Here is a 19,840-nt window from a genome sequence, read left to right as displayed (position 1 = left end):
CCGGAGGCCTACTGGAAGTCCTCCGGGCCGAAGATCTGGAGCACCTCGCACTCACCCTCCCAGCCGGGCCACAGGTCCTGGTGGAGCTGCATGAAGCGGGAGCACCACTCGACGGCCTCCTCCTTCGACCGCACCTGGTAGATCGCGTAGCTGATCATTTCCTTGGACTCGGCGAACGGCCCGTCGGTGACGTTCATCGTGCCCGCCGCCACCTCGACCCGGGCGCCCATCGCGCTGGGCGCCAGCCCGCCCTGGTCGAGCAGCACACCCGCCTTGGTGGCGTCCTCGCCGAGCTTCATGATGGCCTCCATCAGCTCGGGCGGCGGTGGTGTCCCGGGGCGGCTGTCCCTCAAGGTCGTCAGGAATCGCATCGATCTTTCTCCTTGTGTCTGTGGGGTTCGTGTCTGTGAGGTTCTGTGAACGGTTGTCGGACGAGGGTCTCTAGGCGTTCGGAACACGTTTGCGGAGGTGGACGGAAAGGGCGCTGAGCCAGGCCCAGACCAGCAGGATCGCGGCCGTGAAGGCAAGGTTGCCGACGGTGTTTCCGGCGCCCGCCGACATGGCGACGAAGCCGGCCAGGAACAGCGCGCCGGTCGTCCGGGAGTACGCCGCACACCGCAGAGGCCCGCGGCCCCGAAGCGCCGGCCGAGCACGAAGCAGGCCGCGATCAGGCAGGCGAACCACGAGGTTGGTGACGTGGATCCAGCCGAGGTCGCCGTTGGCGAGCAGGCTCACTACTTTCTTTAGTCACCCTTGGTGATCCTGTGGTAGCGTTCCGACATCAGCACGCCCCGTGCCCAGGCGACGCGGGGCACCCTCCTCGGTCCTATAGCTGTGCAGGCTGGACCGATTAGCGTCCGGAGGGACGTGTCACGAGGGTCGGCGGCTCTGTCCGCCGACACCAGGGCACGAAGGCGATTGGCGTATGCCCGGCATCCAGCCGTGCGCGATTCCTGAGGATTCCTCAGGATCGCTTAGCCAATCAGAGACGCTCCACGCGTGGCGGTCGCGTGCCCTGCGCGACCGACACCGGGATGTAAGAGGGGACCGGCGACGGCGCCCGCCACCAAGAAGGTCCTGGTGACGCGGGCAGCCGGGGCGGTGACGGAGTTCGTGGTCTTCGCGGTGAACGTGGCCATCGTTCGGTCCCTTGCTCTCGAGGTCCTTTTCTACGCCTCGAACGGGGAACGACGGATTCGACACACGACTTCAAGATTTTTTCGGCGGGTGTCCGGAGGTGACCCCGGTTAGGCCTCGGGGTCGCGCGGCAGGCCGAGGATGCGTTCGCCGATCACGTTGAGATTGACCTCTGTCGTACCGCCGCCGATCGTCATCGCGCGGGAGGCGAGCAGGTAGCGGGTCCATCGCCGGCGCAGGTCGGACCGCCAGCCGCCGGTCAACACCCCTTCCGGACCCAGCAGGCCGAAGCCGTACTCGGTGACCTGCTGACCGTGTTCCATCGCGACCAGCTTGCGCACGTTCGCCGTCGCGCCAGGGTCGGTGCCCGACAGCTGTTTGAGAGTGGCCCGTAGCCCGAGCAGGGCGAACGCGTGCTCGTCACAGGCCAGGCGGCCGAGGTTGTCGCGGACGAGCGGGTCGCCGGCGAGCCCCAGCTCGGTGGCGAGCTCGACCAGCTTGGGCACGTCGCCGCCGAGCTGGAACGAGCTGGTCAGGCCGACCCGCTCGTTCGCCAGCGTGTTGCGGGCGACCCGCCAGCCCTCGTTGACCGGGCCGACCACGAGCTCGTCGGGCACGAAGACGCCGTCGAGGAAGACATCGTTGAAGACCGCGTCGCCCGTGCACTCGCGGAGGGGCCGGATGTCGATGCCGGGCGACGTCATGTCCACCAGGAAGTAGGTGATGCCGCCGTGCTTGGGCCGGTCGGGGTCGGTACGGGCGATGCAGATCCCCCACTGGGCGTCGCGGGCGAGCGAGGTCCAGATCTTCTGCCCGGTGATCTGCCAGCCTCCTTCGACCCGTTCGGCCCGGGTGGTCAGCCCGGCCAGGTCGGACCCGGCACCCGGCTCGCTGAACAACTGGCACCAGATCAACTCACCGCGCAGCGTCGGCGGCAGGAAACGTTCCTGCTGCTCGGCACTGCCGTACTGGACGAGGGAGGGCACCACCCAGGCGGCGATCATGAGCGGTACGGGCCGTACCTTGGCGGCCCTGAGCTCCTGCTGGATCACGATCTGCTCCAGCGGCCCGGCCGCTCTCCCCCACGGCTCGGGCAGATGCGGCGTCACCCACCCGCCCGCCGCCATCGCCGCGCGCTGCGCGGGCATGTCCATGGCGGCCAGGCCGGCGACCTCGGTGCGGATCTCCTCCCGCAGGGACTCGGTGCCCGCTCCTGCCAGCTCGATGTCCATGGGACGCCGGACGCCCGCGAGAGTGAGCGCCGCCACCTCGGCGTGGGCGGCGGACGTACGGCCGAGCAGGGCTCGCAGCGTCAGCGCGCGGCGGTAGAGGAGATGGGCGTCGTGCTCGAACGTGTAGCCGATGCCGCCGTGCACCTGGATATTGCCCTCGGCGCATTCGACAGCCGCGTCGGCGGCGAGGGCTGCCGCCACGGCCACGGCGTAGGCGCGCTGGCGCTCGTCCGGCTCGGTGAGCGAACGTGCGGCGTCCCAGACGGCGGCGCGGGCCCGTTCGAGGGCGATGAGCATGCGGCTGCACTTGTGCTTGACGCCCTGGAACTGCCCGACCGGACGGCCGAACTGCTCGCGCAGTTTGGCGTACGCGACGGCCTCGTCCAGGGCACGGCCCGCGACGCCGCAGGCCTCGGCGCCGAGGACGACCACCGAGAGAGGACGGGCGTCGACCCCGGACAGGAGCCGTTCGGCGGCGGGCACGTCGGTGACGGTCACCGCGCCGGACGGACGGGTGAGATCGAGCGCTTCGAGGGGCTCGACCGTGACGGCTGTGTGCGTGGCGGCTGTGTGCGTGATGGCTGTGTGCGTGGCGTCGAGAACCGCCCACCGGTCGCCCTCGACCGGGAGCACGAAGAGATCGGCGAGCTGCGCACCGAGCACTGGCTGGACGGTGCCGGAAAGCCGCCCGTCCTGGACGGCGAGTGCGTTGGTGCCGTCGGCCAGACCCACGGCGGCGGTACGGGAGCCGTCGGCGAGACCGGGCAGCAACTCGCTTTTGAGCTTGTCCGAGCCGCCGGCCTCGATGAGCGCGGCGGCCAGGACGGTGGGCGTGTACGAGCCGGGTGCGAGCGACCGGCCCAGCTCTTCGAGAGCCACGGCCTGGTCGAGGAGGCCGAAGCCCTGCCCTCCGTACTCCTCGGGCAAGTGCAGCCCGAGGAGTCCCTGGCCGGCGAGCGTCCTCCAGAACTCCGGATGTACGGGCGGCTCTCCCTGATCGGCGGCACCGACCGCGGCGCGTACGGCCTGCGAGGTGATGTGCCGTTCCGCGAACCCTCGTACGGACGCCGCCAGCGCCTCGTGTTCCTCCGTCAAGCCGATCGCCATGACTCGCACCTCTCCTCAGGGGTGAGCCATAGCCTATTAGAACGCGATTCGGTCATGGCCAGAGCGAGGCGACCAGCATCAGGAAATCACTTTGAGCTGCGACACGAACTGATTGAGGTCCGGCCACAGCCGGCGGTGGGTGTTGGGCACCGAAGCGAACACCACACCCGGGGACGGACGGCCGGTGTCGATGATCGCGGCCACGACCACCTCGCCGGTGGCCCGCACGCCCGCGCGCTTGTAGGTGAGGTAGGAGGCGATCAGCCAGCCCTGGCGGCCGCCGATCGTCAGCGGCTGGGAGGCCACCGGAAGCTTCTTGTGCGGGAAGGCGTAGTAGCTCTGCTCGAATCCGGCGGCGGCCAGCGCGGCGACCGTCTTGATGCTCTCCGGGCCCTTGTAGGCGCTCTGCAGCGTCGGGACCAGCGTGCCGGTGAGCACCTGGCCGTACCACATCTGCCCGCCGCGCCTTTCGGTGACGAGGATCTGCTGGCCGGACCAGCCCGTGACGCCGAGCTTGTTCTTCTTGGTCGGCACCTGCCAGGGGGCGGCGAACCGCGGGTACGAGAGCCCCGAGTGCGTGTCGGTGACCCGGCCGACCATCTTGCTCGGGCGGCCGGCGAACTTCTGGAGCACCTTGTCAGGCGGCAACTGGACCTTTGGCGCGTCTTGTCCAGCCGGGTTGCCCACGGCCGGGCCGCCTGACTTGCCCTCCGGAGAGGCGGGCACGGCGCTGTCGCCGCCCTTCAGGAAGTAGACGCCGCCGGCGGCCACGACGGCCACCGCGAGCAGGCCCACCCCGGCGATCAGCACCAGCCGGGACCGGCCGCCCTCGGCCTCGATCACGTCGTGGCGGGGCGGGGCGGGGGGCGTGGGCACGTTCGCACGGTGAGCCGCAGCGGACGGGTCGGCCGCCGCAGGTGAGTTGGCCGCAGCGGATGCGCCAGCCGCGAAGGCACCGGCCGCGTTGGCGCTGGTTGCACTGGCGTCGGCCGTGCTGGCGCTGGTTGCGCCGGCGTCGGCCGCGTTGGCCGCGTTGGCGCTGGCTGCGCTGGAGCTGGCTGCGCTGGCGTCGGTCGGGTTGGCAGCGCTCGCGTTGGCCGCGCTCGACCGTCCCGAACGCCCGGAACGGCCGAACCGGCTGCGCTTGCCGCCCTCGTCGCCGGTGCCGAGCATCGCGTCCGCGGAATCTTCGTTGTCCATCCAGTCCGGCATCTGCCAGTTACCGGAGCTCGGCTTGCCCGGCTTGGGCGGAGTGGCCGGCCCGGTCATTGAGACGGGCGCGTAGAGGTCGTTCCCGGCCCCGGCGTCTCCGCCCTGGCCGTCGAAGAGCGAACCCTCCCACGCCGGCTGGCCTCCTGCGACGGGCTGCCCGCTTTCTGACTCCGGCGCCGGAACGGGTGAATCCGCCAGCGGCGATCCAGTCTCGTCAGGCTCGGCACGTTCGGGAGCGAAGGGCTCGGGCCCCTCGGCGATCGAGGCAAGCCCACCGGTGTTGTCGTCATCGGCCGGCGGCACGGGTGCGACCTTGATGTCATCGGCTTCGGCGGCCGACTCGACCTTGCCCCACACGTCGTGCGGAGGCCCGCTGGCCGACTCGGGCTCGGGCTCGACCTCGGTCGGAGGCGGGACCACCACCTCGGGCATCTTGGCCTCGGTCTCGGGGAACGACATCCTGCCCGGAGACTCCTCGGCGCCGGTCACGGCCGCCACGCCCTCGGGCCGGTCCGTCTCCTGGTCACGCCCCGCGGCATCATCACTCATCTCGGTCCAGCGCATGACGCGCTCCCCCTGATCGGACATGCGGCACACGTTACGCGAAGATCAGCCTTTGCGGACCGGCCGGTAATCACGCGCAGGACACATCTTTCTATCGCCTCAGTGATGTCCAGGGAGGACATGGTCACCCCCCGTGACCAGCGGATTGTTCGCCAAACGCTCTCTGGCCAGCAATGTTCCGCCCGCCACGGCCCCCGGCATGGCGAGCACAGCGCCCAAGGGGATGAGGAAGACCACAAATGTGGCCGCGCCGAATCCGACCGCCATCAGCCGGTTCTGCTTGAGGATCGCGAACCGCGTCTTGCGACGGACACCACGCCGTTCGAGTGCGATCGACGTCAGCTCGCTCGCGAGGAAGTAACCGGAGACGCACGCCGCGATGACCGGCACCACGGTCTGACCGATGATCGGCAGAAAGCCGCACACGAAGAAGACGACCGCGAAGCAGAGCGCCACGGCGCCGAGCAGCAGCGCGTCCCTGATCGCCCGCCCGATCTGCACCATCAGGGAGTCGTCCGGCTCGGGCGGCGCGCCGCCCTGCGACTCCTCCACGTTCACCGCGATGCGCTCGTAGAAGGGCTCGCCGACCAGCAGCGTGATCGCCGTGAACGTGATGATCGCCAGGAAGGCCGCCGTGCCGAAGATCGCGATCCCGGCGACCACCCGGACCAGCGACCGCGCGGTCTCCGCCCAGTCGTCGGCGAAGGGCGTCACCCAGCCGGCCAGACCGTCCAGATTCCAGCCCAGCGTCACCAGCGCCGCCACGTAGACGATCAGCACGATGAACGCCGGAATGAGCCCGAACAACCACTGCCCGGGACGCCGCGCCATCCAGCCGAGCCCGCGGAAGAGGTAACCGACGCCGGTGAAGAAGGCTGCGAGGCCCCGCTTGGGCGGCAGCGCCTGCCCGGGCACCTGCGCCTGCGCCGGTCCCTGCGCCTGCGCCGGTCCCTGCGCTGGCGCCGGTCCCTGCGCTGGCACCGGCCCCGGCGCGGGTGCCTGAGGCGGCAGACCTGGCATCGGCGGCGGGCCGGAGTACGGCGGGGGACCGGCGGGCGGGGGACGGCCGGGATCGTACGGTTGGTTCACGCGTCCAACGTATCGGGCCGGAAGGCCTGCCAAGTTCCGCGAACGAGGGACGGAGGCCATGCCGCTCTCGTCACACCCGTCCCACCGTCCCCGCCACGGCCCCCGCCGGGCACTACCAAGTCACGGGGTCCAGCGGGGGTCGCGGCCCGACAGCGCCAGCGCGCGTTCGAACGCGGTGCCCGACTCCAGCGGCACAGGGTCGGCGAAGCCGTCGTACTGCCGGTACATCTCGGCGTGCTCGTCGACGACCTTCAGCAACATCTCGCCGACCGCGCCGGAGACGTGGAACTCCTGGCCGGTGGCCTTGGCGACGTCCCAGCCGTGCACCGCCACCTCCTTGATGATCATCTGCGCGATCTCGCGTGCCGGGCGCGTGGCGAATCCGAGGTCGATCTCGCCCTCCCAGACCGCCGGGTCCGACCAGGCTGCGACGGCCCGGTCGAGCTGCGCCGCGTACCCCTCGGCCCAGCCTTCCTCGCCCGCGAAGTCCCGTTCCGTCAGATCTTCCGGAATCGGACGCCTCTGAGCGCGGCACTCAAGGCCATACGACGTGTAGAGCACCCAGTGGTTGACGAGCGCCCGGACGTCGTACTCCGCGCAGGGGGTCACATCGCCCAGTTGGTCGGCCTTGACGCCACGCGCGATCCGAGCGGCCTCGGCGGCACATTCCTGCATGTACGTGTGAAGTTCGTTCATGGGCAAAACCCTAGGTAAACACCCTTATCGCCCTCTTGAAGAAACGCGACAAGTACCCTGGGCAGATGAGCCCGCGAGGTCTGCTTCACCCGGACGAGAGCGCCTTGTTCGTGGAGACGGCCACGCACGAACCCGCCCCTGAGGCAGCGCCGTTCGTGGAGTTCTACTGGCATGTCCGCTGGCACGCCCCGGAGCCGCACGACACGAAGGTGCTCGCCCATCCGAACGTGCACCTCGTCTTCGAGGAGCCCGAGCCGCTTGTCTACGGGGTGGACCGCGGCCTGTTCGTCCGCCGGCTGGAGGGCGAGGGGCACGCACTGGGCATCAAGTTCCGGCCCGGCGGTTTCCGTTCGTTCGCCGACGGGCCCATCATCGACCTCGCCGACCGGCACGTTCCCGCGAGCCAGTTCTTCGGCCCCGAGATAGCGGAGGCCCATCGCGCGGTCCTCGACGCAGGCGACCCGGCGGCCGAGGCGGAGGCGTTCCTCCTCCCCCGGCTGCCCGCCAAGCCGGACCCGCTGGCCGAAGAGGTCGCGGAGATGGTCAAGCGGATCACCGACGACCCCTCGCTCACGCGCGTGGCGGAGGCCGCCCGCACCCTCAACATGTCGACCCGCACACTCCAGCGCCTGTTCGCCGAATATGTCGGTGCGAGCCCCAAGTGGGTGCTGCGCAGGGCCCGCCTGCATGAGGCCGCGGCCCGCGCCGACCAGGGCACCACCATCGACTGGGCCGTGCTCGCCGCCGACCTCGGCTACTCCGACCAGTCCCACCTGACACGCGACTTCACCGCCGCGGTCGGCACCTCGCCGGCCGCATACGCGAGGCCATGATGAACCTGGACGATCTCGTACGGCTGCGGCGGGCCCGCGACACGATGGACCGCGACTACGATCAGCCGCTCGACGTCACAGCGCTGGCGCAGGCCGCCCACATGTCGCCGGGCCACTTCTCCCGAAGTTTCCGCGCCGCGTTCGGAGAGACGCCCTACAGCTACCTGATGACGCGCCGCATCGAACGCGCCAAAGCGCTCCTCCGCCGTGGCGACCTCACCGTGACGGAGGTCTGCATGGAGGTCGGCTGTACGTCGCTGGGCTCGTTCAGCTCCCGCTTCACCGAGCTCGTCGGCGAGAGCCCCAGCGCCTACCGTGCCCGCAACCACGACGAGGGCACCGCGATCCCCGCCTGCTACGCCAAGATCTACACGCGCCCGGTCCGGAACGGTGAGGCCAAGCGCACCTCAGAGGCTTAATCTGACCGGCATGGATCTCAAGCTTTCCCACTGCTTCATCGCCGTGCACGACCACGACAAGGCGCTCGCCTTCTACCGCGACGCGCTCGGCCTCAAGGTGCAGAGCGACGTCTCGTTCGAGGGAATGCGCTGGGTCACCCTGACCCCGCCCGCCCAGCCCGAGGTGGAGATCGTCCTGGAGCCGCCGAACGCGGATCCGAACGCGTCCGAAGCCGACCACCAGGCCATCACGGACCTGCTGGCCAAGGGAATGTTGCGCGGGGTCATCTTCACCACGGACGACTGCGACGCCACGTTCGAACGCATCGCGTCCTCCGGCGCGGATGTCCTGCAAGAGCCCAAGGACCAGCCGTACGGCGTCCGCGACTGCGCCTTCCGCGACCCGTCCGGCAACCTCATCCGCTTCAATCAGCCCCGCAAGACCTGACCCTGCCTGCGGGACTGTCCGACTGGGCGACGGTCAGGGCTTGCGGCCCACACCGCCGTACGCGTCGCTGGGCTGGGGCGAGCCGATCTCTGTCGGTTCGGGCCGCCAGAACGGGCAGGTGACCACGCCGGGCTCGACCAGTTCGAGGTCCTCGAAGAAGCGCGCGATCTCTTCCGGGCTGCGCAGCGTGTAGGGCACGGCGCCGCCCTCGTTGTACTCCTCCTGGGCCTCCGCGACCGCGTCGCCGGACACGGCACTGGACCCGTCGTTCAGCGAGAGATAGCTGCCGGACGGCAGGGCGTCCAGGAGAGTGCGCACGATCGAGCGCGCCTCGTCGCCGTTAGCGACATGACCCATGATTCCACTCAGGATGAGCCCGACGGGCTGTGTGAAGTCCAGCGTCTTGGCGGCGGCCCGCAGGACGTTCTCCGGGTCGTTCAGGTCCGCGTCGAGATAGTCGGTCATGCCGTCGGGGTGGCTGTTCAGGAGCGCACGCGCGTGCACCAGGACCAGCGGGTCGTTGTCCACGTAGACGATCCGGGAGGTCGGAGCCACCCGCTGCGCGACCTCGTGGGTGTTGTCGAAAGTGGGCAGGCCCGTGCCGATGTCGAGGAACTGCCGGATGCCGGCCTCGCCCGCCAGATAGGCCACCGAACGCTTGAGGAAGCCCCGGGACGCGCGGGCGACGTCGGCGACTCCTGGAAACGTTTCCAGGTACTGGTCGCCGGCCACCCGGTCGACCGGATAGTTGTCCTTGCCGCCGAGCCAGTAGTTCCAGATCCGCGCCGAATGCGGCACCGATGTGTCGATCCTGTCCGAAAGCCTCATGTTGGGCTGTTCATCGGTCATCAAGAAGGCTCCATTTCCGAGGGGAAGTCGTTCCAGGAGGAAGTCCGGGCCCTCATCTTGACCGCAAACAGCCCATCTCAACAGGTCTTCCGCAAGCCACCCAGCTCAGACGGCGCGTCCAGACCTGCCGTCAGGCAGCAACGGCGCGTTCCACATCTGCCAGGGCGCAGGCACCGGGATCAATTGAGGGGAGGTTCCCGGACCGGCTCTGGAAGAAGCTTCTTGGGAGACGTGTTCGTCCATTCGGCTTTCCGTACGACCTGGAAGTACTGGCGGGAGCCTGGTGGCATCCCAGCGTTCTTGGACCCCGGGGTGACGACGACTCCTTGGCTTGCGGTGAGCCGTCCGGTGGAGGGGTCGATGAAGAGCTGCCAGTCGATCGTTCCGTGGTCGCGAGTGGTCTGGCGCATCGAGACGGCCCTGCCGGTCCGGCCGACGGCGTCGGTGGCGTTGACCATCCGCACGCCTTTCAGGCTGGCCAAGATGCGGTACGTCGCGATGCGGACGCGGTCGGAGACGGGCAGGTCGGCGAGGAGCAGCGGGGCATAGACGAACAGATAGAGGTCCGGCTCACTCAGCCGCTGACGATCGAACTTGGTCGCATAGTTCAAGATCCAGGCACGCAGCTCGGACGGGTCGGCAGGAAGGTCACGCGCTTCGGGTGGCCCGATGTCGAAGTACCCGCCTTCCTGAAGGTCAGGCCCATCCAGGCGTGAAGGCATCTCCACCTTGAGAGCGTGCGCGTCGGGTTGCCCATCGGCTGTCCACGCGGCGTGATCTGCATCGCTGAGAGGGCGGACGACGACATCACCCCCGTCCCACTCGGTCGACTGACCATCCCTGCCGGCGCCGTTCACCACCAGCTGATAGGTGCTCACGCTCACCTCGACGGTGTACCGGACGTTCGGCCGCGTGGGAGAGGTCACCACGGCAGTGGTGCCGTTCAGTACCTCCAGATACCAGTGTTTCCCGGCCGCAGCATGGCGTGCCGAGCCGTCAGCGGCGGCGAGCAGGAACGACGCCGCCGGACCGGTCTGTCCCGCCAGCGGCTCGGGCCGGTAGAGCGGCCGCGTCCACCACGCGTAAGCCCCCCATCCGCCGACAAGCATGATCACAGCAGTCACAAAGGAGACAAACGCGACCTGCCGCCTCGGCATCGTGGCCCCGGAGCGCCGAGGATGCCACCGATGGGCGCGAGACACCTCGTTCATCAGACGTCGCCGGCTCTTCTCGATCGCCTGGGGAGTCGACGGGTGATCGGCGGTCAGCAGCTCCCCGACCTCGGCCAGCTCATCCATGGCCGCCTCCTTCAAGTGCCGCCCGGATCTGCCGTCGAGCGCGGCTCAGCCGGGAGCAGACGGTTCCGTACTTGATCCCCAGCGCAGCAGCGACTTCGGGGTAGCTGAGGTCGGCGAGAGCGACCAACATCAGCACGTCCCGGTCGCCTCGCGACAGATCCGCCAGGGCGGCTCCGAGCCCGGCGTCGGCCGCGGCCACGGCGGAGGTAACACGCTCTTCGTGCCCCTCCAGAGCACTCCCGGTATCAAGGCGAGCCAAAGCGCGATAGCGCCGAAGCTCGTCGCGCCGGTGCCGGCCGACCAACTTGGTGGCGATGCCGTAGAGCCAAGGCCGCGCTGACCCCTCCGCATCGAAACGCGCACGCCCCCGGAATGCGATCAAAAACGTCTCAGCCGCGATGTCGTCAGCCCCATCCCCACCCAGCCGCCGGTCCACATAACGCTGAATCTCCTGGTAGTGCCGGTTGAAGATCTCAGCGAACCGAACCGGATCCTTTCGCGAGGCAGCGATGATCTCCGCATCGGACAGGTCGACCATGGGAGATTCAGCCTGGGAGGAATCACTCTTCATGGCCACCTCGATGATGCCAGGAGGCCGACCATCGAAGACCCTTCTGGAGGTACGGTCACACCCCTTGTTGCCCGCAGCCCCCCAAACCCTTCTCGCAATGAAGCACTGCGGTCAGCCGCTCGTCCCCGGCACCGGTGCCGGGCTGGCGCGGAGCACCGGCCTTGATCGCGGCGGCCGGCACATGACGGTCGTCGGCGTCGGGCAGCTTCAGGCCCTCGATCAGCGGCTCATGACCTTCGACGAGCTCGCAGCCACGGGCCCTCGGCGAGCCGCCGCTTGGCGCGGTCGGTGACCTCAGCGTCGATCATTCCAGGGTTAAGGCGCTTGGTCTGAACAACGGACGGCCGCGCGGTCCTGACCGCTACCGCCGAAACCCCCGCCTGACCCACGGCCTGATCGCTGACCGTGGGCCTCGACGGCCGGTCGGCCCATGCGCTCGTCACCTTCACCCCTGATCAACATCCGAAACGTGGGCAACAGGGTGAACGAGAGCGCGTTCTCGGGCGTCGTACACCTGGGCTCCCCTGATCTGAAGGGCTTTCATGTCGCGATCGAATGCGTCCACGCCGCGGGGGAATCGCCAGGCCGGAGCGGGACTCGGCAAAATTCTGCTGACCGTCGTCCTGTGGCTCACCGTGGGCTTGCTGCCCCTCCTGTTCGGCGTCGGGGACGTGCGGCTGGCGTTCGGCCTCGTCGGGGAGCCGGGAAAGGCCACCGTGGAACGGTGTGCCGACTACAACAGCGGAGCCGACTCGTACACCGAGTGCCGCGGCACGTTCCGGCCGGACGACCGGAGCCGACCGGCGGTGGAGAACGTCCGCATGCCGCCGGAGACCGACGAGGGGGAAACCTTCACCGCCCGGTTGCGGCCCGACGGTGACTCCGCCGGTTTCGCCGATCTGCGCGGCAAGCTCGGTTCGCTCGCCCTTCCGGCCTTGGGCGTCCTGTTCCTTGTGCCGATGCCATGGGGGCTGGCATACCTGTTCGGCCGACGGCCCGGCCGCCTGTCCCTCTACGCGATGGCGGTGCCGGCGGCCGGGGCGGCGGCGCTGTGCGTGGTGGGCCTCATGATCGACCTCTTCGTCTAGGACGGGATTCTCATGCCGTCGATCCTCCAGGAAACAGGGCGCTGACCGGCGCTGAACGCTTTACACCATCAGTTGGCAATTCCTGGGTGTAAGGCGATCCGGCTACGAGGAGGGTCATGACATCTGATCCGGAGGATGCGGAGTTGATGGTCCGGTCGCTCGACGGCGATGAGGATGCCTTCGTCCAGGTGGTCCGGCGCCACGAGGCGGCGGTGGGGGCTTACCTCGCGCGACGGGTCGGCCGGGAACGGGCCGAGGACCTGCTCGGCGAGGTGTGGGTGGCGGCGTTCGCGTCCCGGGCGAAGTACGATCGCTCGTTTCCCGACGCCGGCCCGTGGTTGTTCGGTGTGGCGCACAACACGCTCCGGCGGCACTGGCGGTCCCGGCGGGACGAGGAGCCGCGGGCGAACGTGGACGCCGACATGGCGTCCGGGTGGGACCCGTGGGCCGCTGTGGACAACCGCGTCGACGTCGAGTCTGTGCTGCGGAGCGCCCTGGCGCTGCTCAAGCCGCAGCAGCGAGAGATCTTGACCCTGGTCGCGTGGGAGGACCTGACCGTCGCCGACGCGGGGCGGGCGATCGGCATACCGCCGGGGACAGCGCGCCGCTACATGCACGAGGCGCGCAGGGCGCTGCGGAACGCGCCGGGGATGGCCGCGCTGCTGACCGATCACAACGCGGTGAGGGAGGCCAAGTGATGGTTGATGAGATGGACCTGCTGAGGGACCTGAAGAAGGCCGAGCCGGTGCGGCCGCACGCTTTCGAGGAGGCCAGGACCGTGCTGCGGGCGGCGATGGCAACAGGGGCACCGGAGACGAAACCCGGATCTCGCCGGCGGACCCGGTGGGGCAAGCGCCGCATGGTGGGCTTCAGTGCCGCTGCCTTGGTCGCCGCGTCCGCGGCGGCAGCGCTGGTCGTCACATCTACACCGACGCCCGACAAGCCCCCCGCGAAGGCGGGGCAGGCAACGGCGAACCCGATTTTGGCCAAGCTGGTCGCGAACATCACGCCTCTGCCGGCCAACGCGCCGGGCGACGCGACGCTGGAAATCCGCAACCAGTCGCCGACCAGTGCCGAGCTGGGCAGCAACGGCATCGGCCTGTTCACCGACGACGGCACCTACTACTGGGGGGTCGACAAGAGTGCCCTGCGGCGCGCCATCGTTCGAATGGACGGGGGTGATGACGTGTTCAAGCGCGACATAGCGGTGGCGCTCTACGCCGTGAAGGGCGATATCGGCATCGCTCGTGCACGGATGGCCGTTGCCAACATCGCCCCGGGCACGAATCCGGATCCGGAACGGACGAAGATCGAAAAGCTCAAGGGCCTGGCCAAGGCGCGGGGGGAGAAGTACGTTCCGCCGAAGCCGCCGACCCCGGAGCAGCAGAGAGGGATCACCGACAACCACATCTGGGCGAACGCCATCGACGCGCTGATCGCGGCGCCGGAGAATCCCCAGGTCCGGGCCGGCGTGCTCCGCATCATGGCGACGATGCCGAACGTCAAGGTCACCAAGACGACCACCGCCGGACAGCCCACGCTGACGCTGATGGACAGCTGGCCCGCCCTCGGGAAGCACGTGGAAAAGCTGGTCATCAACGCTGGGACAGGTCATCCCGTCGCCTTGTCCAGCAGCGCCTCGGACATACCGCCCAGCACGACCTACTATCACACCTCCCGGGTGACACTCGCCGAAATCAGAGCCGGCAAATTCTGACCCATACCAGCGAGATCGTGCGGGCCGCCCGGTTGCCGGGCGGCCCGCACGTTCGGCTGTCTCAGGAGAGCGGGACGTCGCTGCGGCTGTTGACCCGCGTTGCCACGATCTTGGTGAAGTCGAGGAAGGTGTCGACGTTGGTCACCGTCGAGGCGTTGAAACACGTCAGCGTCACGGTGGACGGCCCTGTGGTCTGTGTCACAACGGCGTTGCTGATGGATTGCATGGAGAAGCCCTCGAGAGTCACCCGCGTCTCGTCGAAGTTGGATCCCGCTTTGAGGCGGCACATGACGTCGACGCGGGTCGCGGTGTTCGACCTTGGCTGCACCTTCGCCGTGATCGCGTAGGCCCCCGCGGTCGGGAGTGCCAGGCTGAAGGTGTGCTGACTATTGCTTCCCAGACGGTGGCTGTTTTTGAATCCGGCGAACACCTCCGGCGGGGCAGCTGCCTGCGCCGGGTTGGAGGTGCCGAGCGCGATCGCGCTCGCGCTGGCGGCAGCGAGGACGGCTCCCGCCACTGGCATGACGAACCGGCGCTTTCGGTGGCCGCCGTTCGCCGTCTGACTGCTGTCGGCGATGGTGGTGGTTTCCATGAACTTGAGCCTCGCCTTTAAGCACCAGTGCGCGGATCGGTGAGCGCTACCGAGTTAAGCCGGCCGCTCTGCCGAGCCAGCGGACGACCGGCCGTCCCATGTGCGTACGGCCAGCACCTCGCGCACGCCGGCCACCAGTCGGCGGATGGCCGTCCACGATCGATGGACGTAGTGGCGCGGTGACCTTGGGCCGGTCCGTGCAGGCCGATCCCACCAGGCGGGCAAGGTTCACTGGGCGGTCAGCGCGAGGTACCCGTCCTCGAGGGCGGGCTCCACCGGCCGCGCCTGCGGCCCCGGCGCCGCGGGCGCCACGACCCGGTACCGCATGCCGCCCTCGTGTGGCAGCGCGGACACGACCGTGCCCTCGGCCGGCGGCGGCCCGTCGGTGACGACCGACCACACCCGGCCCCGCGCGCGGTGGATCAGCTCGTCGACCGTGCCGCGGAAGATCAGCCGGCCCCGGGAGAGCACCGCCACCTCGCGGCAGGTCTGCGCGATGTCGTCGACGATGTGCGTGCTCAGCAGCACGGTTCGCCGACCGGCGAACTGGGCCAGCAAGGTACGGAAACGGATCCGCTCCTCCGGGTCCAGTCCCGCGGTCGGCTCGTCCACGATCAGCAGCTGCGGGTCGGCGAGCAGCGCCTGAGCGATCCCGACCCGTTGCCGCATCCCGCCGGAGAAGCCGCGCAGCCGACGGTCGGCGTCCCCGGTGAGAGCGACCACCTCGAGCAGCTCCCCGACGCGCCGGCGGCGCGCCGCACGGTCGTCCATGCCCTTGAGCAGCGCGAGGTAGTCCAGGAACTGGCGTGCCGTCAGGTCGGGATAGACGCCGAGGTCCTGCGGCAGGTAGCCGAGGCCGCGTTGCACGGCCGTGCGCCCCGCGCCCGTGCTCAGGTCGTGCCCGCCCACGGTGACCCGGCCGGACGTCGGCTGGACCAAGCCGGCCAGGATGCGCATCAGCGTGGTCTTGCCGGCGCCGTTCGCGCCGAGCAGCCCGAACATGCCGGTGGGCACGACCAGGTCCAGGCCGTCGAGGGCGGCCACCCCGCCACGGTACGTCTTCGTCAGGCCGGAGATCTCGATCCGCATCGGTTCCTCTGTTCGTCGTCGTTCGGGTGGCGTCAGGCTCGGCGGGCACGTACCGCGTGGCCACCGGCGAGCGCGGCGGCCGCGAGCACCAGCAGCACCGCGATGGACAGCCAGGCGTTCACCGGCGTCGGGTCCGGCCGCAGAACGTTCAGCGTGGCGCCGGGCACCGGGCCGGCCCAGGTGTCATCGCCGTCGATGCCGTGGAAGTCGAGCAGCGCGTCGAGCGGGTAGCCGCCGAGCGGATGGATGAGGGTTCGCGCGAGCGTCGGCATCATGTCCGGCGCGACCACGTTGCCCCAGAGCCAGTAGCCGACGAAGATCACGCGGAACAGCGGCGCCGGCATGATCAGGGGCACCGTCAGCGCGAAGGCGGCAACGAACAGCAGACCCGGCACGATCACCACGGCGCAGGTGGCCAGCGCCCAGCCGAGCGCGTGCGGGGCGCCGGTGTGCACCGCGTACGCCGCAGCGAGGCCGAAGTACACCGCCAGGATCGGTACGGCGGTCGCGACGCCCGCACCGAGGTACTTGCCGGCGAGCCGGGCACCCGGCCGCGCGGGCGTGGCGTCCAGGATCGGCGCCACGCGCAGCCGGTCGTCACGGACGAGCCGATCGGCGAGCAGGCAGCCGTACCCGATCGACAGCAGCGCGTGCACCTGGACCGCCAGGCCGACGACGGCGGACCTGGCCCCGGCCGGCTGCTCGTCGGGGTCGAAGAGGTCACGCAGCAGGCTGCCGCCGATCAGCAGGAACAGCACGACGGTCAGCGCGGGCACGATCCACACCGACCGTTTGCGGAACTGCATGCGGAACTCGTACCTCAGGCTCGCGCCGAACGTGCTCGCGGTCTGGCCGGTCATTCTTCCTCCTCGCCGATGAGCCGTTCAGAGCGGGCCAGCAGGACCAGCGTCAGCGCGACGAGCGTGGCCGCCGTGCCGAGCAGCGCCAGCCGGTTCTCGGTCCAGTCGCCGGGCACCGCGCCGCGGGTCGTGGCGAACAGGTAGAGCAGCCGTCCCGGCAGGTGCTGCTGCGCCAGTTCGGCGAAGAACTGCTGGACCGTCCAGAGCGTGGTGACCAGCGCACCGGCCGCCGCCGGGCTGCGGAACGCGGCGCCGGCCGCGAAGCCCACGGCCCCCAGGCCGGCGGTCGGCGCGGCCCAGGTGAGCTGCCCGGCGAACGGCCCGTGGCTGGCCGGCCAGCGCGCCCACCAGCCGGTCGCGATCAGCACGGCCGCGGTCAGCCCGGCGACCATCGCGGCCCACCCCAGCGTCACCGCCATGCGCCGCAGCAGCGTGACGCGGTACGGCGTGGGCGCGGCGAGCTGCAGTTCCACGGCCGGGTCCCGCCCGACCAGCGAGGCGCAGCCGACACCGGCGGCGAGCGGGAGCGCCATCTCCAGGGCGCCGAGCAGGATGCGGGCCGTCGTCGTGTCGCCCGGCTGCGGGTTCGCGAACGCGGCCGAGACTCCCAGCGTGACGGCGATCGGCGGACCGAGCAGGGCCGCCCATCCCGCCCGGCGCGCCTCGTACCGCCAGAGCGTCATTGGTCTCACGTCTGATGGGTAGCGCGCCGGCCGCCGTGCGGTTCACCGCCGTACGGACCAATGCGCCCGGCCATCACCACAGCGGCGATCCCGAACACGGCGCTCACGGCGAGGACCGCCGCGTTCGTGGACCAGGCATCCACGATGAACCTCGCCGGCCAGTCGTCGCGGACGAACACGCCGCCCGCCATCACTCTCACCGCCCACAGTCCGATCGCCGCGCCGAGCGCGACGTCCGGCCCGAACCGGACGGCGACCAGCAGGCTGACCGAGGACAGCAGCGCCATCGGCCCGAGCCAGGCGGCGATCAGCGAGTGCAGACTCGCCGCCCCGCCCGGCGCGGCGGCGGTCAGCACGGCGGAGGCCGCCACCGCGAGGACCAGGTCATACCCGAACACCAGCGCGAGCCGTACCAGCAGCAACAGCGGGCCCGCGGTCGGGGTGGCGGCGACCAACTCGGTGGCCGGATCGCGTCGTGACCGGTACGTGCCGGCGACACCCGCCGCGGCCACGATCGGGGCGACCAGCGCGAGCACCATGTCCGCGGGCCGCGCGACGGCCGTCGCCTGAACCAGGACGATGGCCACGCCGAGCGCCATCACCAGCGCCGAGGCGACGGGCACTGCCAGCCGGATCAGCCGCGCCTCGGCCACCACCAGCGCGGCCGCGTACCGCAGGCGCCTCATCCGGGGACCGTCACCCGGCGGGTCCGCCTCGATCGCGCTCCGGATCAGCACGGCCCGCACCATCCGCGCGGCGTCCGGTGCCGCGTCGACCGGCGCAACGGCATCCGCGATCGCTTGCCAGGCGGTGAGGTCCGCGCGGCAGCGCGCACAGCCCGCCAGGTGCGCGCGGACCCGGTGGCGGTCCGCCCGGCACAGCGAACCGGCGGCGTACGCGGGCAGCATCTCGTTCATTCGGGCACCTCCTGAGCGGTGAGCGCGGCGGCGACGGCGGCCCGGGCGTGATGCAGTCTGCTCTTCACCGTGCCGACGGGGATCGCGAGCACCTCGGCGACGTCGGCGAGCGGCAGGCCGGCCACGAACACCAGAGCGATCACGTCGCGGTGGTGGTCGGGCAGCCGTCCGACGGCCGCGGCCACTGGTGTGCCGCCCGCCGCCGCGATCGCCAGCTCGTCGGGGCCGGCGCCCTGGTCGGGCGGATCGGGCAGGGGGACGCCGAGCGCCTCCCGGCCGGACCGGCCGCGCAACCGGTTATGCGCCTGACGGCGGGCGACCCCGAACAGCCACGTGGTCGCCTTCGAGCGGCCCTCGAAAGCGGCGGCCGACCGCCAGACCGCCAGCATCGTGTCCTGGAGGATCTCCTCGGCGGCCATCCGGTCACCGGCCAGCTGGTACAGGTAGCCGAACAGCCCGCGGGCGTGACGCTCATAGAGCCGGGTCAGCGCGCCCGCGTCGCCGGCGGCGACCGCCCGCAACAGCGCCTCGTCACTGCCCGGCTCGGGCCGCGCCATCCGCTCACCTCCTCCGTCTGAAGGTAGGTAGCAAGCCGAGAGGCGAATGGTTCACCGGCCTGGCTCATGGCCAATCGAATGCAAATGCGGCGCCGAAGAGCACCTCAAGGGGGTGCATGGCGCCGGTGAGGTAGGCCGAGGCGAGGGCGTAACCGCTGGCCGCCTCGTGCGGCTGAACCAGGGCGTTCCAGGTGGCCGGGTCGACCGCGCCGGTCAGGTCGAGCCTGTGACTGCCGAGGCCATGTCCAAGGTATGGAAGAGAGACACCCAGGAAGGGTGGGGGTGCGGGGGCGAAGCCCCTGCCGCGGTCTGGGGCGGAGCCCCGGGAAGGACTGCCCGAGCGGAGCGAGGTCGATTACATCCGAGCGAAGCGAAGGATGCCCGAGCGAAGCGAGGCCGGGGGTGCGGGGGCGGAGCCCCTGCATCGGGGGTTCCAGGGGGTCGCCCCCCTGGGTAGGCATGCCGAAACGAGAGTGGCCTGGAAGCTTTCGCTTCCAGGCACACTTATCCCACGAGTGGAGGTGGCGGGAATCGAACCCGCGTCCTTCGATGATGAGTCAGGGCTTCTCCGGGCGCAGCCTGCTAGTCGCTTTCTCAGCCCCGGCACTCACGCAGGCAAGTTGCCGGCGGGCTCAGCCACTGTTAGATGTTCCTGTAGTCCCCGCGGCCGGGATTACAGGTGGAGTCTCCTAGCGATGCCAGACCCCGGGGCGGAGACTCACCCGGGCTGACAGAGTCGCTACTCGCCTCAGGCGGCGAGAGCGAACTCAGACTGCTTCTTGTTGGCAGTTATTGGTTTGCTGTCACAGGATTTACGAGGTCACGACAGCAACCCTCGGCCCGCTTCCCCTGGCTCGACCTACCGAAGTCGAAGCCGGTCACCCCCATGTTGAGTTGTCAAAC

Annotated in this window: 22 protein-coding genes and 1 other RNA gene; 7 read left to right on the top strand and 16 right to left on the bottom strand. The window is 69.9% G+C overall.

All coding sequences use genetic code 11. The annotated features are described in order from the left end of the window. Positions 1-8 precede the first annotated feature (8 nt). The 6 genes from ACH34W_RS21185 to ACH34W_RS21160 form a co-directional block, all read right to left on the bottom strand. The gene (locus ACH34W_RS21185) at positions 9-371 is read right to left on the bottom strand and encodes a YciI family protein (protein ID WP_395962650.1); all 363 of its coding nucleotides are present in this window, start codon (positions 369-371) and stop codon (positions 9-11) included. A gap of 70 nt (positions 372-441) precedes the next feature. Then, positions 442-735 carry a hypothetical protein gene (locus ACH34W_RS21180; RefSeq protein WP_395962649.1) on the bottom strand — a complete coding sequence of 98 codons (294 nt, stop codon included), beginning with the start codon at positions 733-735 and terminating at the stop codon, positions 442-444. 512 nt (positions 736-1,247) lie between these two features. Beyond that, complete coding sequence (locus tag ACH34W_RS21175) at positions 1,248-3,476, bottom strand: acyl-CoA dehydrogenase (RefSeq protein ID WP_395962648.1); 2,229 nt, start codon at positions 3,474-3,476, stop codon at positions 1,248-1,250. Between the two features lie 78 nt (positions 3,477-3,554). After that, entirely contained in the window at positions 3,555-5,276 is a 1,722-nt protein-coding gene (locus ACH34W_RS21170; RefSeq protein WP_395962647.1) for a hypothetical protein, read from the bottom strand. A gap of 75 nt (positions 5,277-5,351) precedes the next feature. Further along, positions 5,352-6,341 (bottom strand): EI24 domain-containing protein, encoded by a 990-nt coding sequence (locus ACH34W_RS21165; RefSeq protein ID WP_395962646.1) that lies wholly within the window; start codon positions 6,339-6,341, stop codon positions 5,352-5,354. Positions 6,342-6,461: 120 nt separating this feature from the next. Further along, positions 6,462-7,037 (bottom strand): TIGR03086 family metal-binding protein, encoded by a 576-nt coding sequence (locus ACH34W_RS21160; protein ID WP_395962645.1) that lies wholly within the window; start codon positions 7,035-7,037, stop codon positions 6,462-6,464. A 65-nt stretch (positions 7,038-7,102) separates the two neighbouring features. Here ACH34W_RS21160 and ACH34W_RS21155 point away from each other — a divergent pair, with 65 nt between their 5' ends. Genes ACH34W_RS21155 through ACH34W_RS21145 form a run of 3 tightly spaced genes read left to right on the top strand, consistent with a single transcriptional unit; the run spans position 7,103 to position 8,716 of the window. Beyond that, positions 7,103-7,870 (top strand): DUF6597 domain-containing transcriptional factor, encoded by a 768-nt coding sequence (locus ACH34W_RS21155; protein ID WP_395962644.1) that lies wholly within the window; start codon positions 7,103-7,105, stop codon positions 7,868-7,870. After that, the gene (locus tag ACH34W_RS21150) at positions 7,870-8,289 is read left to right on the top strand and encodes a helix-turn-helix transcriptional regulator (protein WP_395962725.1); all 420 of its coding nucleotides are present in this window, start codon (positions 7,870-7,872) and stop codon (positions 8,287-8,289) included. Before ACH34W_RS21155 ends, ACH34W_RS21150 begins: the two co-directional genes overlap by 1 nt. Positions 8,290-8,299: 10 nt before the next feature. Continuing rightward, the gene (locus tag ACH34W_RS21145) at positions 8,300-8,716 is read left to right on the top strand and encodes a VOC family protein (RefSeq protein ID WP_395962643.1); all 417 of its coding nucleotides are present in this window, start codon (positions 8,300-8,302) and stop codon (positions 8,714-8,716) included. A 33-nt stretch (positions 8,717-8,749) separates the two neighbouring features. Here the strand turns inward: ACH34W_RS21145 and ACH34W_RS21140 are convergent, their stop codons facing one another. From ACH34W_RS21140 to ACH34W_RS21130, 3 genes are all read right to left on the bottom strand, one after another. Beyond that, positions 8,750-9,565, bottom strand: a complete 816-nt coding sequence (locus tag ACH34W_RS21140) for an SAM-dependent methyltransferase (protein ID WP_395962642.1) — start codon at positions 9,563-9,565, stop codon at positions 8,750-8,752. Between the two features lie 179 nt (positions 9,566-9,744). Beyond that, a complete protein-coding gene (locus tag ACH34W_RS21135; RefSeq protein WP_395962641.1) occupies positions 9,745-10,863 on the bottom strand; it encodes a hypothetical protein in 1,119 nt (372 codons plus the stop codon). Next, a complete protein-coding gene (locus tag ACH34W_RS21130) occupies positions 10,856-11,434 on the bottom strand; it encodes an RNA polymerase sigma factor (protein WP_395962640.1) in 579 nt (192 codons plus the stop codon). Before ACH34W_RS21130 ends, ACH34W_RS21135 begins: the two co-directional genes overlap by 8 nt. Positions 11,435-11,531: 97 nt before the next feature. Here ACH34W_RS21130 and ACH34W_RS21125 point away from each other — a divergent pair, with 97 nt between their 5' ends. From ACH34W_RS21125 to ACH34W_RS21110, 4 genes are all read left to right on the top strand, one after another. Then, positions 11,532-11,726, top strand: a complete 195-nt coding sequence (locus tag ACH34W_RS21125) for a hypothetical protein (RefSeq protein ID WP_395962639.1) — start codon at positions 11,532-11,534, stop codon at positions 11,724-11,726. A 250-nt stretch (positions 11,727-11,976) separates the two neighbouring features. Further along, complete coding sequence (locus ACH34W_RS21120) at positions 11,977-12,522, top strand: hypothetical protein (protein ID WP_395962638.1); 546 nt, start codon at positions 11,977-11,979, stop codon at positions 12,520-12,522. Between the two features lie 116 nt (positions 12,523-12,638). Then, on the top strand, positions 12,639-13,220 hold the full coding sequence (locus tag ACH34W_RS21115; RefSeq protein WP_395962637.1) for an RNA polymerase sigma factor: 582 nt from the start codon (positions 12,639-12,641) through the stop codon (positions 13,218-13,220). Next, a complete protein-coding gene (locus ACH34W_RS21110) occupies positions 13,220-14,239 on the top strand; it encodes a hypothetical protein (protein WP_395962636.1) in 1,020 nt (339 codons plus the stop codon). The genes ACH34W_RS21115 and ACH34W_RS21110 overlap by 1 nt, the downstream gene beginning before the upstream one ends. Before the next feature lie 61 nt (positions 14,240-14,300). Here the strand turns inward: ACH34W_RS21110 and ACH34W_RS21105 are convergent, their stop codons facing one another. The 7 genes from ACH34W_RS21105 to ssrA form a co-directional block, all read right to left on the bottom strand. Next, positions 14,301-14,831, bottom strand: coding sequence for a hypothetical protein (locus ACH34W_RS21105; protein ID WP_395962635.1), 531 nt, complete (start codon positions 14,829-14,831; stop codon positions 14,301-14,303). A 228-nt stretch (positions 14,832-15,059) separates the two neighbouring features. Next, positions 15,060-15,920, bottom strand: a complete 861-nt coding sequence (locus tag ACH34W_RS21100) for an ATP-binding cassette domain-containing protein (protein WP_395962634.1) — start codon at positions 15,918-15,920, stop codon at positions 15,060-15,062. A 32-nt stretch (positions 15,921-15,952) separates the two neighbouring features. Further along, the gene (locus tag ACH34W_RS21095; RefSeq protein WP_395962633.1) at positions 15,953-16,780 is read right to left on the bottom strand and encodes a hypothetical protein; all 828 of its coding nucleotides are present in this window, start codon (positions 16,778-16,780) and stop codon (positions 15,953-15,955) included. Beyond that, the gene (locus tag ACH34W_RS21090; RefSeq protein ID WP_395962632.1) at positions 16,777-17,463 is read right to left on the bottom strand and encodes a hypothetical protein; all 687 of its coding nucleotides are present in this window, start codon (positions 17,461-17,463) and stop codon (positions 16,777-16,779) included. Before ACH34W_RS21090 ends, ACH34W_RS21095 begins: the two co-directional genes overlap by 4 nt. Before the next feature lie 5 nt (positions 17,464-17,468). Further along, positions 17,469-18,380 (bottom strand): zf-HC2 domain-containing protein, encoded by a 912-nt coding sequence (locus tag ACH34W_RS21085; RefSeq protein ID WP_395962631.1) that lies wholly within the window; start codon positions 18,378-18,380, stop codon positions 17,469-17,471. Then, a complete protein-coding gene (locus ACH34W_RS21080) occupies positions 18,377-18,937 on the bottom strand; it encodes an RNA polymerase sigma factor (protein ID WP_395962629.1) in 561 nt (186 codons plus the stop codon). Before ACH34W_RS21080 ends, ACH34W_RS21085 begins: the two co-directional genes overlap by 4 nt. 513 nt (positions 18,938-19,450) lie before the next feature. Continuing rightward, positions 19,451-19,823: a transfer-messenger RNA gene (ssrA, locus tag ACH34W_RS21075) on the bottom strand. Positions 19,824-19,840: the final 17 nt, after the last annotated feature.

Source organism: Actinomadura sp. 6N118 (genome assembly GCF_044326415.1).
Lineage (GTDB): Bacteria > Actinomycetota > Actinomycetes > Streptosporangiales > Streptosporangiaceae > Spirillospora.
This window is presented reverse-complemented; position numbering and strand designations above follow the sequence as displayed.